Annotated in this window: 16 protein-coding genes; 12 read left to right on the top strand and 4 right to left on the bottom strand. The window is 44.6% G+C overall.

Annotation, left to right across the window (positions count from 1 at the left end; all coding sequences use genetic code 11):
- Nucleotides 1-35: 35 nt before the first annotated feature.
- The 4 genes from BVI01S_RS16890 (at nucleotide 36) to BVI01S_RS16880 (ending at nucleotide 3,505) form a co-directional block, all read left to right on the top strand.
- Nucleotides 36-896 carry a bifunctional 5,10-methylenetetrahydrofolate dehydrogenase/5,10-methenyltetrahydrofolate cyclohydrolase gene (locus BVI01S_RS16890; protein ID WP_061811026.1) on the top strand — a complete coding sequence of 287 codons (861 nt, stop codon included), beginning with the start codon at nucleotides 36-38 and terminating at the stop codon, nucleotides 894-896.
- 114 nt (nucleotides 897-1,010) lie between these two features.
- Nucleotides 1,011-2,567: an FAD-dependent oxidoreductase gene (locus tag BVI01S_RS16885; RefSeq protein ID WP_061811025.1), complete on the top strand. Its 1,557-nt coding sequence runs from the start codon at nucleotides 1,011-1,013 to the stop codon at nucleotides 2,565-2,567.
- Between the two features lie 147 nt (nucleotides 2,568-2,714).
- Nucleotides 2,715-2,849 carry a hypothetical protein gene (locus BVI01S_RS23190; protein WP_256503940.1) on the top strand — a complete coding sequence of 45 codons (135 nt, stop codon included), beginning with the start codon at nucleotides 2,715-2,717 and terminating at the stop codon, nucleotides 2,847-2,849.
- 134 nt (nucleotides 2,850-2,983) lie between these two features.
- Nucleotides 2,984-3,505: a DinB family protein gene (locus BVI01S_RS16880; RefSeq protein WP_061811024.1), complete on the top strand. Its 522-nt coding sequence runs from the start codon at nucleotides 2,984-2,986 to the stop codon at nucleotides 3,503-3,505.
- A gap of 31 nt (nucleotides 3,506-3,536) precedes the next feature.
- On the opposite strand, the gene msrB is transcribed toward BVI01S_RS16880, so the two are convergent.
- Both msrB and BVI01S_RS16870 read right to left on the bottom strand, forming a co-directional pair.
- Complete coding sequence (msrB, locus tag BVI01S_RS16875) at nucleotides 3,537-4,508, bottom strand: peptide-methionine (R)-S-oxide reductase MsrB (RefSeq protein WP_061811023.1); 972 nt, start codon at nucleotides 4,506-4,508, stop codon at nucleotides 3,537-3,539.
- Between the two features lie 9 nt (nucleotides 4,509-4,517).
- Entirely contained in the window at nucleotides 4,518-4,847 is a 330-nt protein-coding gene (locus BVI01S_RS16870) for a CHY zinc finger protein (RefSeq protein WP_061811022.1), read from the bottom strand.
- A gap of 131 nt (nucleotides 4,848-4,978) precedes the next feature.
- Between BVI01S_RS16870 and BVI01S_RS16865 the strand changes: the two genes are divergently transcribed.
- A complete protein-coding gene (locus BVI01S_RS16865; RefSeq protein WP_061811021.1) occupies nucleotides 4,979-5,593 on the top strand; it encodes an NAD(P)-dependent oxidoreductase in 615 nt (204 codons plus the stop codon).
- Nucleotides 5,594-5,641: 48 nt separating this feature from the next.
- Here the strand turns inward: BVI01S_RS16865 and BVI01S_RS16860 are convergent, their stop codons facing one another.
- Nucleotides 5,642-6,310 (bottom strand): haloacid dehalogenase type II, encoded by a 669-nt coding sequence (locus BVI01S_RS16860; RefSeq protein ID WP_061811020.1) that lies wholly within the window; start codon nucleotides 6,308-6,310, stop codon nucleotides 5,642-5,644.
- Nucleotides 6,311-6,467: 157 nt separating this feature from the next.
- On the opposite strand from BVI01S_RS16860, the gene BVI01S_RS16855 reads away from it, so the two are divergent.
- From BVI01S_RS16855 to BVI01S_RS22240, 4 genes are all read left to right on the top strand, one after another.
- Nucleotides 6,468-7,757: an MFS transporter gene (locus BVI01S_RS16855; RefSeq protein ID WP_156477354.1), complete on the top strand. Its 1,290-nt coding sequence runs from the start codon at nucleotides 6,468-6,470 to the stop codon at nucleotides 7,755-7,757.
- A gap of 184 nt (nucleotides 7,758-7,941) precedes the next feature.
- A complete protein-coding gene (locus BVI01S_RS16850) occupies nucleotides 7,942-9,411 on the top strand; it encodes a phospholipase D family protein (protein WP_061811019.1) in 1,470 nt (489 codons plus the stop codon).
- A 70-nt stretch (nucleotides 9,412-9,481) separates the two neighbouring features.
- Nucleotides 9,482-9,739: a GlsB/YeaQ/YmgE family stress response membrane protein gene (locus BVI01S_RS16845; protein ID WP_034764945.1), complete on the top strand. Its 258-nt coding sequence runs from the start codon at nucleotides 9,482-9,484 to the stop codon at nucleotides 9,737-9,739.
- A 78-nt stretch (nucleotides 9,740-9,817) separates the two neighbouring features.
- A protein-coding gene (locus BVI01S_RS22240) for an IS3 family transposase (protein WP_156477353.1) occupies nucleotides 9,818-11,166 on the top strand; the annotation gives its coding sequence in 2 pieces (ribosomal slippage) (nucleotides 9,818-10,262 and nucleotides 10,262-11,166; 1,350 coding nt in all).
- A 96-nt stretch (nucleotides 11,167-11,262) separates the two neighbouring features.
- On the opposite strand, the gene yxzF is transcribed toward BVI01S_RS22240, so the two are convergent.
- On the bottom strand, nucleotides 11,263-11,367 hold the full coding sequence (gene yxzF / locus BVI01S_RS23320) for a small protein YxzF (RefSeq protein WP_491571931.1): 105 nt from the start codon (nucleotides 11,365-11,367) through the stop codon (nucleotides 11,263-11,265).
- A gap of 95 nt (nucleotides 11,368-11,462) precedes the next feature.
- Here yxzF and BVI01S_RS16830 point away from each other — a divergent pair, with 95 nt between their 5' ends.
- The 3 genes from BVI01S_RS16830 to BVI01S_RS16820 all read left to right on the top strand — a co-directional run bounded on the left by BVI01S_RS16830 (nucleotide 11,463) and on the right by BVI01S_RS16820 (nucleotide 15,258).
- A complete protein-coding gene (locus BVI01S_RS16830; RefSeq protein ID WP_061811016.1) occupies nucleotides 11,463-12,617 on the top strand; it encodes a CdaR family transcriptional regulator in 1,155 nt (384 codons plus the stop codon).
- Between the two features lie 134 nt (nucleotides 12,618-12,751).
- Complete coding sequence (locus BVI01S_RS16825) at nucleotides 12,752-13,882, top strand: glycerate kinase (RefSeq protein ID WP_061811015.1); 1,131 nt, start codon at nucleotides 12,752-12,754, stop codon at nucleotides 13,880-13,882.
- Between the two features lie 20 nt (nucleotides 13,883-13,902).
- On the top strand, nucleotides 13,903-15,258 hold the full coding sequence (locus BVI01S_RS16820) for a GntP family permease (protein ID WP_061811014.1): 1,356 nt from the start codon (nucleotides 13,903-13,905) through the stop codon (nucleotides 15,256-15,258).
- The last annotated feature ends 140 nt before the right edge of the window (nucleotides 15,259-15,398 follow it).

The raw sequence follows: 15,398 nt of genomic DNA, 5'->3' as shown, positions 1-15,398 counted from the left end.
GATACCCTTGCCTTTTTTTACTACTATCAGGAGGGATTGCAGTGGAACCACTAGTATTAGACGGGAAACTTGTTGCATCTGAAATTAAGGAAAGCCTGAAATCAAGAGTAGCTGCACTAAAGGAGAAGGGAATCACTCCGTGTCTTGCAACGGTGCTCGTGGGAGATGATCCATCTTCTGCCACGTACGTCAAGATGAAGGGTAATGCCTGTGCGAAGATCGGCATGGAATCAAGACGCATCCACCTTTCAAGAGAAACGACAACAGAAGAACTGCTTGACGTGATCGGGGAGCTGAATGACGACTCTTCCGTACATGGGATTCTCTTACAGCACCCGGTACCTCATCATATCGACGAACGTGCTGCCTTTGAAGCCATTTCCATTGAAAAGGATGTGGACGGGGTCACGAGCCTCGGGTTCGGTCAAAATTCATTGGGGTTCGGTGAATATCCATCCTGCACCCCGGCAGCCATCATGAGCATCATCGATTACTACGGAGTCTCCCTTGAAGGGAAACACGCCGTCGTGGTTGGAAGGAGTCCGATCCTTGGTAAACCCGTTTCCATGATGTTATTGAATCGGAATGCGACCGTAACGACATGTCATTCCTATACGGAAAATCTCCCTGACCTTTTGAGTACTGCCGACATTGTCGTGGCAGCTGTAGGCAAACCGAACTTCATTCAAGGGGAATGGGTAAAAGAAGGTGCTGTTGTCCTTGATGCCGGCTACAACAAGGGGAACGTCGGGGACATCGATTATGATGCGTGCTATGAAAAGGCAAGTGCTATCACACCCGTTCCAGGCGGAGTCGGTCCTGTCACGATTTCCATGCTACTAAAACAAACCGTTGAATCTGCAGAGAAAGATGCCCGTATTCTGCAGAATTCATAAAAACGCTCCATGAGAGACTGGCTTTAGCCGGTCTCTTTTTTTCTTTGTTCTTACTTATTTTTTCTTCAAATCGGGAGAGAATGGTAAGGAATAGAAAGCTAAAGGAGCGTTCATATGGATACACATCAACAAAATGCATTTTCCCACACACCGGAGCCTTACTGGAGAGAAACGACTAAACTCCCTGTATTTAAAAAGCTGGATCAAAATCTGAAAGTGGACGTAACCGTTGTCGGAGGTGGGATAGCAGGGATCACCACTGCTTACCTGTTGGCAAAAGGCGGGAAGAAGGTTGCCCTCATAGACGCCGATCACGTATTGAACGGCACGACAGGTCATACAACCGCCAAAATTTCGGCACAGCACGGATTGATTTATGATGAACTCATCCAACACTTTGGGGAAGAGTTCGCAAGGAAATATTATCTGTCCCAATCAAAGGCTATCCAGTTCATCAAGGACACCATTCACAACGAAAACATCGACTGTCATTTTTCAGAAGAAGACGCCTATGTGTATGCAACGACCGACCAATATGCTGAGAAGATCGAAAAGGAATATGAAGCGTATCAGAAGTTGGATATTTCAGGTGAGCTGACAGAAACTATCCCCTTCGACCTGGACATCAAAAAAGCGGTGATGATGAAAAAACAGGCTCAATTTCATCCCTTGAAGTATTTAAAAGCCTTAATCGATTCTTATACGGGATTGGGAGGCCAAATCTATGAAGGAACGGCTGCCAAGACGATCAATGAAGGAGATAGCACGCAGGTTGTGACCTCTGATGGTTATCATCTCGATAGTGAATATGTGGTCATCTGCTCCCACTTCCCCTTTTATGATGGCATGGGATTCTATTTTACGAAAATGCATGCAGAACGCTCGTACATCATCGGTGTGAAAGCCAAGAAGGATTATCCGGGAGGCATGTATATCAGCGCAGACGAACCAACTCGTTCCCTCCGTTATGAAGTGGATGAAAACGGTGAAAAACTCATCCTGATCGGCGGGGATAAGCATAAGACGGGGCAAGGAAAAGATACGATGGACCACTACAGGGCACTGGAGGCATTCGCAGAAGAGGTTGTCGGTGTAGAGGAAATAAGGTATCGCTGGTCCGCTCAGGACTTGATCACCCTTGATAAAGTGCCATATATCGGAAAGCTGACAGAAAAGCACGCATCGATTTTTGTCGCAACTGGCTTTAATAAGTGGGGAATGACTTCCGGTACTCTAGCCGGCCAGATTCTCTCTGACCAGATCTTAGGAAACCATCACATTTATGCAGACATCTACTCACCTTCAAGATTTGTGGCTGACCCAAGTATCAAGCATTTTTTCAAGGAGAATCTCAATGTAGCCGGCGAGCTCATAAAAGGAAAACTCCAAATCCCGTCTAAAAAGCCCGGGGACCTTGAGAAAGGGGAAGGCGATGTCATCAATTTGAACGGGCGCCGATGTGGAGGATTCCGTGATGAAAACGGAATCCTGCATGTCGTGGACACTACATGTACCCATCTCGGATGCGAAACCGAGTGGAATCACGGAGGCCACACCTGGGACTGCCCTTGTCACGGCTCACGCTTCTCCATTGACGGAGACGTCATCGAAGGCCCTGCCAAGAAACCCCTCACAAGGTTTGACGTAAACGATGGAGGGACGGACCTCTAGAGTATATGTGGTTTTTTGTCGAATATAGCCTGGGAAATAAACTGAAAAACCAAGGTATCTGACATATTTTGTCGCATGGTACAGAAGAATATTTCCTGCGTAACTCCTTAAACTATAGATGCTTGACTATTTAGGGAGGGATTCTGAATGGGACGCACGAAAAAAGGAAACCGCAATGCTCAAAGCAACACGAATGCTAAAAGAGGAAATCGCACGAGTTCCGAATTAGTCGAATTTACAACCGGGCAGGAAAACGCCAAGAAAAACCGACCACAAGAATAGGAACATCCGTCATAAATACAACACAACCGGAAGCAGCGGGACATCGTCTGCTTCCGGTTGTGCTTTTTGTAAGAAGGAATCCCCCACCCAATCCCGAATTTATAAATGGAGAACATGATTGGGAGGAATACGAAATGAAGGAACATATGCTGTTTCAACAAATGGAGTTCATTCGGATGCGCACACTCGCTGCACTGGATGCCACTACCGAACAACAGGCGGATGAAGTTCCTGAAGGGTTTAAAAATTCGATCCGGTGGAATCTGGGGCATATCCTGTTATCCCAGGAAAACCTGTTACTTTCTTTTGTAGGAGAAAACGATCGTCATTCCCTTCCGAATGAATATGGAGAGCTGTTCGGATTTCATACCAGTCCCTATACCTGGAACGGCCTCACTCCCCCTGCACTTAGTGAGCTTCGGGAAAAGTTGGAGGACCAGCCGCGACGGATGAAAGAAGCATTCTCGGGTCGCTTGGATGAATTGGGAGAGAAACCGTTTGTACTTGGTGAACATACCACGTTTACAACGTTAGCCGAAGTCCTCTCCTTTACGAATTGGCATGAGGGGCTGCATCTAGGTACCATCACAGCCATCAAACGGGTACAAGGTATAGAAAATCTTTGGGAAAAAGCTGAAGAGAAGGTAGAAAGATAAAAAGACATGTCGGCATACGGCCGGCATGTCTTTATTTACTATGAAATAATAACAGAAAATCTCCATATCCTTCCTCTTCAAGCTTTTCTTTAGGAATAAACCGCAAAGAGGCAGAGTTGATACAGTAACGAAGTCCTTTGGGACCCGGTCCGTCCGGAAAGACATGGCCAAGATGGGAATCCGCATCCCTGCTCCTGACTTCCACCCGGGTAGTCCGATGGGAGAGATCGTATCGTTCGCTGACGCTTGCGTCCATGACCGGCTTTGTAAAGCTGGGCCATCCACAGCCGCTGTCATACTGGTCTTTCGACGTGAAGAGGGGTTCCCCTGACACAATATCCACGTATATTCCTTCTCTCGTGTTATTCCAGAACTCGTTTTCATATGGTGGCTCAGTCCCATTTTCCTGGGTGACGAAATATTGCATCTCTGTTAGCTGTTCTTTTAAATATGATCGATCCTTAGGCCAATATTTCTTCAGGAAATCCTCCCTGCTGCGTTTGTATAGCGCATATCGGAAAGCGTTTTTCTTGTGGAAATCCTGATGATAGTCTTCCGCAGGATAAAATTCCTTTGCGGGGAGGATTTCGGTCACAATAGGGTCTGCAAACCGTCCACTCTTCTCCAATTCACTTTTAGAGTCTACGGCAAGCCTTTTTTGATGATCATTGTGATAAAAGATCGCTGTCCGGTATGAGCTTCCCCGATCTTTGAATTGGCCTTCAGGATCGGTTGGGTCAATTTGTCTCCAGTAAAAGTCCAGGAGTTTCTCATACGGACATAAGGCAGGATCACATAGGATCTGCACTGCTTCATAATGACCCGTTTCGCCTGAGATCACTTCTTTATAGGTTGGATCGGGCGTCTGCCCGCCTGTATAGCCTGAAATGATTTCTTCGATTCCTTCCTGATTCTCAAAGGGTTCCACCATACACCAGAAACAGCCTCCTGCAAACGTGGCTTTCTCCATTTCAAAACACCTCCTTCGTTTCACGTGAAACATTGCGGTCGTTCACCCTTCAAAGTACAGGTGGTAATGGGTCTGACATCCGGGATTAAAAGCAGACTGACAATGGGGGCAGACCGATTGGCAATTCATGTATTGTAAAATCGTTAACTCGTTATGGCATTCTCCGCACAGAATCGCTTTCGTATTCCACTCTTCCGGTGACCAGAGGATGGAATCATGATCCGCCACCTCTTCATGACATGAGTGGCAAGGATAATAGGTGTTACAGCATTTGAATTTAATGGCGATGATATCCTTTGGTGTTCGATAATGCTTACATTTGGTTTTAGCATCCACTTCCACTCCAGATACCGGGATCAGCTTTTCAGTCATGATCATTTCCTCCCCACTGTTATTCTTTGTTTTTATTCCTATAAAAATCAAAACAGTTTACCTATTCATTCTAGTCTATTATTCTAACTGTACTATACAATGAATAGTAACAGAAAGGGAGGGGAAGATTCTTGAAGTTAATCGTGTTTGGGGCAACCGGCGGTACAGGTAAAGAAGTCGTCAAGCAAGCTTTGGCAGAGGGACATGAAGTCACAGCTTTTGTAAGAAACCCATCTAAACTAAACGGTGACGGTCCACTATTGACCATTATTCAGGGAGATGCTTTAAACGCTAAAGCAGTGGAAGACGCATTAGCGGGACAGGAAGCCGTCATATCCTGTCTTGGTTCGGATGGATTGAAGGAAACCACCGTTCTTTCAGACATGACAAAAAATATCCTGACGGGAATGAAGACCCACCACATTGAGCGTATCGCTTACGTAGCATCAGCCGGCATCCACAAAGAAATACCCGGCCTTCAAGGGAAACTGGCACAATTCATCCTGCGTAATGTGCTGAAAGATCATAAGAATGCGGTAGAAGAAATAAAGAAACATGACGTTCGCTACACGATTGCAAGACCTATGCAATTGACCACCCAGTCCCTGTCAAAGACGTATCGTCAAGATGGAGATTCAATCCCCGAGAAGGGACGTAAAATTGGCCGGGCAGATGTCGCTCACTTTCTATTACTAAGTGTCATTCAAGGGAAGCACATCAATGAATCCATTGGCTTGGCTTACTAAATAAATAAAAAAGGGGCTCGGCATCCATCCATATGCCAGCCCCTTTCATCATGTATGCTCAAGTATTCCATTCAGATCACTATAGACAAAATCAGGCTTTACCCCAAGTTCATCCATTACCTTATCCTGACGGTTGATCCATGCCGTATTGAACCCAAAGTTGGCCGCTCCAGCAATATCCCAAGGGTTTGAAGACATAAACAAAACCTCTTCCCTTTTGACGCCAAGCTTCTTAAGGACAAGCTGATAAGACATCGGAGTGGGTTTGAATTGTTTGATTTCATCCACTGTCAATACCTCATCCAGCAGGTGCCCGAATGAAGACTGCTCCACCAGTGGTGAGAGCATATCAAGGGAGCCATTTGAGAAGATGGCGGTTTGATAAGATTTCAGTTCCCCGAGTACACTTTCTACTTCCTCATAATGAGTCAATTCCAGATAAGCATCCAACAACTCCTTCTCTTTGTCATCAGATAGATCGACTCCCACATGGACACATGCGTAATGCAGGGCATCCCTCGTGATGGAGTAAAATGTGGTATATGTTCCCATCAGCTGACGTAGAAAGCTATATTCCAATTGTTTCTGACGCCACACCTGACTGATCTCCTCCCCTTTATCCGGAAAGAGTTCATTACATTTTTCAATAACGGAATGGACATCGAATAAGGTACCATATGCATCGAACACAAACGCTTTTATCGTAAGATTTGACATACTTATCCTCCTAACAGATTCTCCTTATATAATAGACCATTTCCAACATCTTAAACTTCCATAAGCCCACCCGGACGAAGGCACATTCATTTTCAGTACGTCTTTGTTTGTGGTATAGTACTTCGAGCATCAATATCTATCATGGAGGTGGTCAAAAATGACTGGTGAACAACATGCTCAAGCATCTCCTTCACATACAAAGACGATTCTCTTTCTAAGTTTGACCATTTGGCTCGTGGTCATGAATACGACCATGTTCAATGTAGCCCTTCCGAATGTATTGAACGATTTCTCTTTAGCTCCTTCTGAAGGAGCCTGGATCGTATCGGGGTATTCAATTGTACTTGCCATTTGTACCATTACGTATACCCGTTTAGCTGATTACATCCCTATCAAACGATTGCTCATCATTGGGATCACCATCTTCGGCATAGCCTCATTGACTGGCTTCTTTGCCAATACATTCGCATGGTTATTGCTTTCACGATTGTTTCAAGCGGCAGGGGCAGCAGCCATCCCTGGTCTATCCATGGTATTTGCCGGACGGTTTGTCCCCTTACAAAGGCGTGGAAGGGCCCTTGCGATGATCGCTTCCGCTTCTTCCCTTGGGTTTGGATTGGGTCCCGTTGTAGGTGGCGTCATCACAGAATACCTGAGTTGGAATTATTTATTCCTGATAACATTATGCGTACTTGTAATGATCCCCGTACTGTACCGCTTTCTACCAAATGAGGCGACAAGAAAGGGATACTTTGATGTTTGGGGAGGATTGCTGACAGGAATTGGCATCACCTTCTTCCTGCTATTCATCTCGACGTTTCATTGGTACTACTTCGCAGGTGCCGTCGTTTTCTTCGGTGGATTATGGATCCGGATTCATAAGATTGAGATTCCTTTTATTCAGCCCAGCTTGATTCGGGATAAAGGCTACAGGCAAATTCTATATATGAGTTTCCTTGGGTTTGTCACTCATTTCGCCATCCTGATCGTCATGCCCCTGATGCTTCAGCATGTATTCGGCAAAAACCCGACGGCTGTCGGATTCATCATTTTCCCTGGAGCGATGCTGTCTGCAGTCGCAGCCATATTTGTAGGAAGACTAATCGACCGCTACGGGAATATCAGAGTGATGTTTCTTGCTCATATTCTTCTGATCGTTTCGACTGTCCTTTTTTATCTCTTATCACCGCACAGTGAGTATATGATCATGTTAGCCTATATGTTTACAAGCTTCGGATTTTCCAGTCTTTCTTCAAGTTCGACAAACGAAGTGTCCCGTGTCATGAGCAAGGAATTGACTGCCTCAGGTATCGGGATGAAGCAGCTGATCCACTATGTCGGGAGCGCATCCGGTTCCGTCCTTGGCGGAATAATCGTGGAGATGGGAGGAGCAGATTTCCCGGTAAGCTCCTTTCAGAACACTTTCCTGGTTCTGATCGGCTCATGACGCTGTCTCTCTTACTCTTGCTTTTATATCGCAGACATGTTCATTCATCATAGGTAAGGAGTCCAGGCAGATTTTTCTGCCTGGATTTTTTTTGGACTTTTCCACCAGATCTTCATCTATGTGGATTCCCCTCATGCCATTAAGGGTATAGTAAGAAAAAACACAATAGAACAGGGGAATTCATTTGAAGAGCAAGAAGAAGTGGTATAAAAAGAGAAGCTGGTGGATCGGCGGTGTTATCATTTTAATCCTGACGGCGGTCATGATATATAACCGCGTAAAGCCTTTGCCGAAAGGAATCTCCTACGCCAGCGACACCTATGCCATACCGGAAGAGGACGTGGAATTCTTATACGACCTCACCTATCAGAAGGATGGGAAAGAACGATATGATCAATCGATCTTTGATGAAGTCTATCAAACCATTGAAGAGGCAGACGATTTCCTTATTTTGGACTTATTCTTAGTTAATGGCTATACAAAGGGTGACCGTGATTATCCCAAGATCAGTGAAACATTATCCAGAAAGATTAAAGAACAGATGAAAAAGAAGCCCGACCTGAAAGTGGTCTTTATCAGTGATGTCGTTAACACGACTTACGGCTCCCATACAGCCAAACAAATTGAACCTTTAGAAAAACTCGGTGCTGAAGTGGTCTTTACCGACTTAAATCGTCTTAGAGATCCCAACCTCTTATATTCCGGTGTGTGGAGGACCGCCTTTGGCTGGTTTGGGCAGGAAGGTACCGGCTGGCTGCCCAATCCCATGGCACCCTCCGCACCTAAGGTAACAATGAGGTCATATTTGAAACTATTGAATGTCAAAGCGAATCACCGGAAAATCGTCATAACGGAAAAAGCCGGACTCATCCTGTCCGCCAATCCCCATGACGCCAGTGGTTTCCACTCGAATATCGCATTCAAGGTAAAAGGAGACATCCTGAAGGATATGGTAAAAGCCGAAAAAGCGGTAGCGGCTTTTTCAGACGGAAATGTGGATGCCTTCCCTACTGAAGAAGAGGTCAATGATTCCGTCAAAGCCCTTCCACCCGGCGAGTCGACTGTCAACGCTCAGATCCTGACGGAAAGAGAAATTCAAAAAGGGGTGGTAAAGGCATTAGATGACGCGGAAAAAGGAGACGAAGCCTGGATCGGCATGTTTTATCTGGCGGACCGGGATATCATCGACGCCATTGAAGATGCGGCAGAACGCGAAGTGGATATTCGTTTAGTCCTGGATCCGAACCAGAACGCCTTTGGACAAGAAAAAATCGGACTTCCTAACCTGCCCATCGCAGCCGAGCTTCACAAACTGGAGAACGAACATATTACCATCAGATGGTATAACACGAATAAAGAGCAATATCACACGAAATTCATTTATGTAAAAGGGGAAAAGCAAAGTACCGTGATCGGGGGATCGGGCAATTATACGTCCCGAAATCTGGATGATTATAACCTGGAAGAAAACGTGAAACTGACGGCCCCGACAGACAGTAAAACTATAAAGGAAGTCGATGACTATTTCGACCGGATTTGGAACAACAAGAACGGGACGTACACTGTGGACTATGAAAAATACCAGGATAAGCTGCCGGCTGTAAAGTATGTTATGTATATCCTCCAGAAAATTTTTCAAGTGACAACATATTAGGTTTTGACTTTTAGAAAAAGGGGAAATTACCTTATAACAACACAAAAACATTACATGGAGGTAAAAAAAAATGGGTATTATCTTGTACTTAATTGTTGGTGGAATCATCGGTTGGTTAGCTGGTCTCATTTTAGGTAAAAACGTCCCTGGTGGAATCATCGGAAACATCATTGCAGGTATCATCGGTGCCTGGATCGGTGGGGAACTTCTTGGAAGCTTCGGACCGTCCCTTGCAGGAATCGCTATCATCCCGGCATTACTGGGAGCGATCATCTTCGTATTCCTACTAAGCTTACTTCTAAGAGGAATGAGAAGAACGTCTCATTAAGAATACTAAAAACCCCTGGAAACTGAACTGCACCAAAATTGTTAGATATAAAACTAACAATGGAGGTGCAGTTTTTATATGGCTAAATTCACATTTGAAGATAAGCTATGGGCAGTAAAAGAGTATGAAAAAGGATCCCTGTCATACCGTGATATTGGTAATAAGCTAGGTACTCATCATAAGTCAATACAAAAGTGGGTAAACCTTTATTGTGAATATGGAGAAGATTCCTTAAGAAAAAGTTACACAAATTACACTGCTGCGTTTAAAATGGAGGTACTAAAATATATGGACGATAATTGGGCCTCTCTTAATGATACAGCGGTGAAGTTTAAAATTCCCGATCCCTCAACCATCAGTGCTTGGAGGAAAGCCGTTGATACAAAAGGACCGGAAGCCCTCTTACCCAAAAAGAAGGGGCGACCTCCCATGACAAAAGAAAGAAAGAAGAACGATTTAACCAACGAAACAAATGAAACCCTTATCCAAGAAGTCGAACGTTTACGAATGGAGAATGCATATCTAAAAAAGTTGAATGCCTTAGTTCAGGAACAGAAAAAATTACAACAAAAATCAAAGCGCAAGTAATTTTTGAACTAAGGAATGACTATAAAGTAGCTGAGCTGATCAAGGTAGCTGGGATTAAAAGAAGTACGTATTATTATTGGACCAAAAACATGGAACGCCCTGATAAATACGCTGAGGTTAAAGAGGCAATACAAGAGATATATCACCAACATAAAGGTCGTTATGGACATCGTAATATAAAAAAAGAGCTTGATAAAAGAGGCTTAAATCATGATCCGAAGACTATCCTCAAGCTTATGAACCTGCTTGGTATTAAGTGCCAAGTTCGCATAAAGAAATATAAGTCCTATCGCGGAAATGTGGGGAAGGTTGCGCCTAACGTTTTAGAGCGGGATTTCAAAGCCGATAAACCTAATCAGAAATGGGTAACAGATGTAACGGAATTTAGTCTTTTCGGACAGAAACTCTATTTATCTCCTATACTTGACTTGTTTAATAGTGAAGTCATCTCGTACTCACTAAAGTTCAGACCTACTTTCGATTTGGTAGGCGACATGCTTAAACAAGCTTTAAAGGTCTTAAATCCAGAGGATAAATTAGTCCTACACTCAGACCAAGGATGGCATTATAAAATGGCTAAGTACCAGAAAACCCTTAAAGCCAAGGGTATAACACAAAGCATGTCCCGAAAGGGAAACTGTCTCGATAATGCGGTTATTGAAAACTTCTTTGGCATCCTTAAAACAGAACTCCTCTATCTACAGGAGTTTAAAAGCATTGATCATTTTATAGAAGAATTACACGATTATATATACTACTACAACAATATACGAATGAAGGCAAAGTTAAAGGACCTGAGTCCTGTAGAATACAGGTCTCAGGTCCAGCAAGCTGCTTAAGGTATATTGTCTAACAATTTTGGTTCACTTCAAAACCCAGGGGTTTTTTACTTGTGCTAAAATGACATAAAAAAACAGCCCATGCAGGCTGTCCTCTTAATACGTCATTGATTTCTTATGTCTCCTCTTATTCCGATACTTCTTATAAATCGGGTAAATGATAGGTCCCCATTTGATCAGTCTTCCGATTAATCGTTTCATAAAGGTAACCTCCTTTGTATACGTATCTATACCCGAATAGGCAGAAAGAAAACATGTGCTAGAATGAAGGCAAGACGAATAACGGGGTGTTCCACATGCATATTACAGAAGAATTAGCTTATCCAATCATAGAGAAATTGAAGACGATCGTGCATTACAATATCAATATCATGAACGAGTCCGGCGTCATAGTTGCCAGTACAGATTCAACGCGCATGAATCAAGTTCACGAAGGGGCTCTTTATGTCCTTAAGCAGAAAAGTTCATTGATCATTTTTGAAAATGACCTGGATAAGTATCATGGTTCTAAAGAAGGCATTAACTTACCTATTGAGTTCATGGGAGAAATCATCGGGGTCGTTGGGGTGACCGGCTCCCCCCTGGAACTGGATCAGTTTGTGAAAATGGTGAAGGTCACCGTAGAAGTAATGCTTCAGCAGGTTCATTTCCACAATCAATTGCAGCACCAAAAAACATTGATGGATAATTGGCTGCTTGATTTAGTACACCCCCATTATTTTGATGAAAGAAAAAATGAAGCGTTCGCTCATCACTACATACATCTTGAAACCAGCCAACCTGTTCAAGTACTATTGGTACAGTTCACCAACTTATTCACCCACTCTACCACCAACATGCCTTTATCCATGGTCAAAGAAGATCTTCTGAAGAGAATAAAGCTTCAACTACCAAAGCTTCACTTTCAATCTTTTATCAACGACTCCCACTGCGTCGTCGGGATCCCTGCAAGCGTCTGCCCCACTAAGGGTGAAGTCATCAGTTTGGCCAAGCGTTTGCAGCGGCATTTACAGGAGAAGGCTTTCATTGTAAAAACAGCAATCGGGCATGTCTACCCAGGCGTCGGCGGGTATAGAAAATCGTATTTGGAAGCACACAGTTCCCTGGAATTACAAGAAAGCTTCCCTCAGCTTTCCGATCATATTCATATACAGGATTGGGGCATCATGGATTTTATCAAGCGGATCCCCCTCGAGATTCGCCAGGAATTTATGAATCGCTATCGTGAGCAGACTTTTCAGCTAAGTGACACCTTGCGACATACCCTTCAACGCTTGTTTGACTGCCAATTGAACATGAAAGAAACGGCGAATGCTTTACATATTCACCGAAATACCCTTCTTTACCGGCTTGAAAGTGTTGAAGAACTGACGGGTCTTAGCCCCAGAACATTTGATGACGCAATGATACTGCGTTTTATCTTATTGATAGATGACATGAATAAAGAATAATGGAAATATGATTGTGCACATGCACAATCATTTTTATTTTCGCCCGAAAATGTTTAGGAGAATTCACATTGTAACCGCTTTCTCCACTTGGTTAAATAGAGTAATAGATTATATTTTCTGAAAAAGGAGCCGCTATGAATATTCTTATTGCCCCCGATTCATTTAAAGGTAGTTTAAGCTCTTTAAAGGTTGGAGCCATTATGGAGAAAGCCTTTCTGGATGAATCAACAAGCTTTCAAACGAACGTCATCCCCATGGCTGATGGAGGGGAAGGGACTTTGGATACCCTCCTTTACGCAACTGGAGGGGAGAAAGTACCTGTAACAGCCACCGGTCCTTTAGGGGAAAAGGTCTCTACTGTATATGGTGTTTTAGGAGATAAGAAAACAGCTGTCATTGAAATAGCTTCCATCGCCGGGTTACCTATGGTGCCTGGTGAAAAACGCAATCCATACCATACCACTTCCTTTGGCATCGGAGAAGTCATTACAACAGCGATGGATGACGGGTTCCGAACGTTCATTATTGCCCTGGGCGGCAGTTCGACGAATGATGGTGGATTCGGCATGCTTCAAGCACTCGGCGTTACCTTTCAGGATGAAGGCGGAAACGCTGTCGGGCCATTTGGAAAGGATCTTGAGTCCATTGCAAAGGTGGACTGGAGCACCCTCCATCCCCTAGTAAAAGAATGTACCTTTCACATTGCTTCCGATGTTGAAAATCCTTTATGTGGAAAGACAGGGGCATCTCATGTATTCGGCCCACAAAAAGGGGCCACCGAGGAACAGGTGAAGGAGCTTGATCAACAACTATATCACTATAGTCTATTGCTTCAAGAAGAAAAAGGAGTTGATTTTCAACACACGAGCGGTGCCGGAGCAGCCGGAGGACTCGGTTTTGCCTTCTTGCATCTGGATGGAAAGATTGAATCAGGAGCAAAGCTGGTTGCTGAAGCGACGAAGCTTCCAGATGCCATTCGTCAGGCTGATTGGGTCCTCACCGGGGAAGGTCAGAGCGATTATCAAACATTGTTTGGTAAACTCCCTTCTTATATCGCAGCCATCGCAAAACAACTCCATACTCCCGTATCTCTTATCGCAGGGAGCTTAGGAGAGGGGTATCAACAATTATACGACAATTTCTCCAGCTGTCATTCCATTAGTATCGGTCCGATGGCTTTAGAGGAGAGCATCAGTCGAGCAGAAGAACTGCTTTACCATGAAACAAGGAATATCGCACGAATTTTACATTTAACAAAGGGATAAACATAAAGGGGGAAATTCTTATGTCAGGAATTTGGTTATTTACGGTCATTGTCCTAGGGGTAGGATTTATCATTTTCACAACGGCAAAATTAAAGCTTCAGCCCTTTCTATCATTATTGTTTGCCGCTTTCTTAGTCGGTATCTTTGCAGGCTTGCCACTGGATACGGTTGTAGAGGCTGTCAACGGCGGGTTCGGAGGATTAATGGGGTATATCGGGATCGTCATCGTAGCAGGTACCATTATCGGGACGATTTTAGAGAAATCCGGTGCCGCTCTCAGGATGGCAGAAGTGGTTCTTCGATTAGTAGGGGAAAAAAGACCACAGCTGGCTATGTCCCTGATTGGGGCCATCGTCAGTATCCCCGTCTTCTGTGACTCCGGATACGTGATTCTCTCAAGTCTCAAAAAAGCATTGGCCAAACGGGCAAAAGTGGCTCTTGCATCCATGTCTGTTGCACTTGCCACTGGGCTTTATGCCACCCATACCCTCGTGCCGCCGACTCCGGGTCCCATTGCCGCAGCCGGGAACATCGGTGCAAGTGACTATTTGGGAACCATTATTTTAATGGGGATGATTGTAGCCATCCCTACGATTCTAGCAGGTTACCTTTGGGCTGTTAAGGTCGCAAATAAAATTGAGATCGAGGGAGAAGATGAGCTCGATCTGGATTATGACGAGATCGTCAAATCCTTTGGGGAGCTTCCTTCAACGTTTAAATCTTTTGCCCCGATCGTCCTTCCGATACTCTTGATCGGTACAGGATCCGTCGTCAGCTTCTTCCAGTGGAAAGGCGGAGCCGCAGATGTTCTCTTATTCATCGGTTCACCCGTCGTTGCTTTACTGATTGGTGTCCTTGCTGCATTTGCCCTTCTGCCAAAATGGGATGAAGAAACCCTTAATGGCTGGGTGAGTCAGGGAATGAAGGATGCTACCAATATCTTATTGATCACAGGTGCGGGAGGAGCATTCGGTTCCGTCATCAAGGCGACTCCCGTTGCAGAATTGATTCAAGGGATTGCAGACGGAGGATTACTTTCCGGTGCCCTCGTCCTCTTGATTCCATTTATTGTGGCAGCTCTATTGAAATCAGCTCAGGGATCTTCAACCGCTGCCCTTGTCATTACCTCTTCCCTGATTGCTCCTCTCCTCCCACAAATGGGGATTGACGGTGCCGTACCCCTCGCGTTAGTGGTCATGGCCATCGGTGCAGGGGCCATGACGGTCAGCCATGTCAATGACAGCTACTTCTGGGTTGTCACGCAATTCAGCGGCATGAAGGTCACAGATGCCTATAAGGCACAGACTGCCGCTACGCTGGTTCAAGGATTAATGGCTCTTGTTTTTACTTTACTTCTTTGGGTCATCCTTGTGTAACCACCATCATAACAAAATCTCCTTTCCTTCAATTACCGGAAAGGAGATTTTTGTCGAATCCGGTAAATCCTCCCCGGGAAATAATTCCTTGTCGAGGGTTAAACAGACAAAAAGCAGCCAGTTACTGTACCTGGCTGCTT

The organism is Rossellomorea vietnamensis NBRC 101237 (genome assembly GCF_001591825.1).
GTDB classification, from domain to species: domain Bacteria; phylum Bacillota; class Bacilli; order Bacillales; family Bacillaceae_B; genus Rossellomorea; species Rossellomorea vietnamensis.
This window is presented reverse-complemented; position numbering and strand designations above follow the sequence as displayed.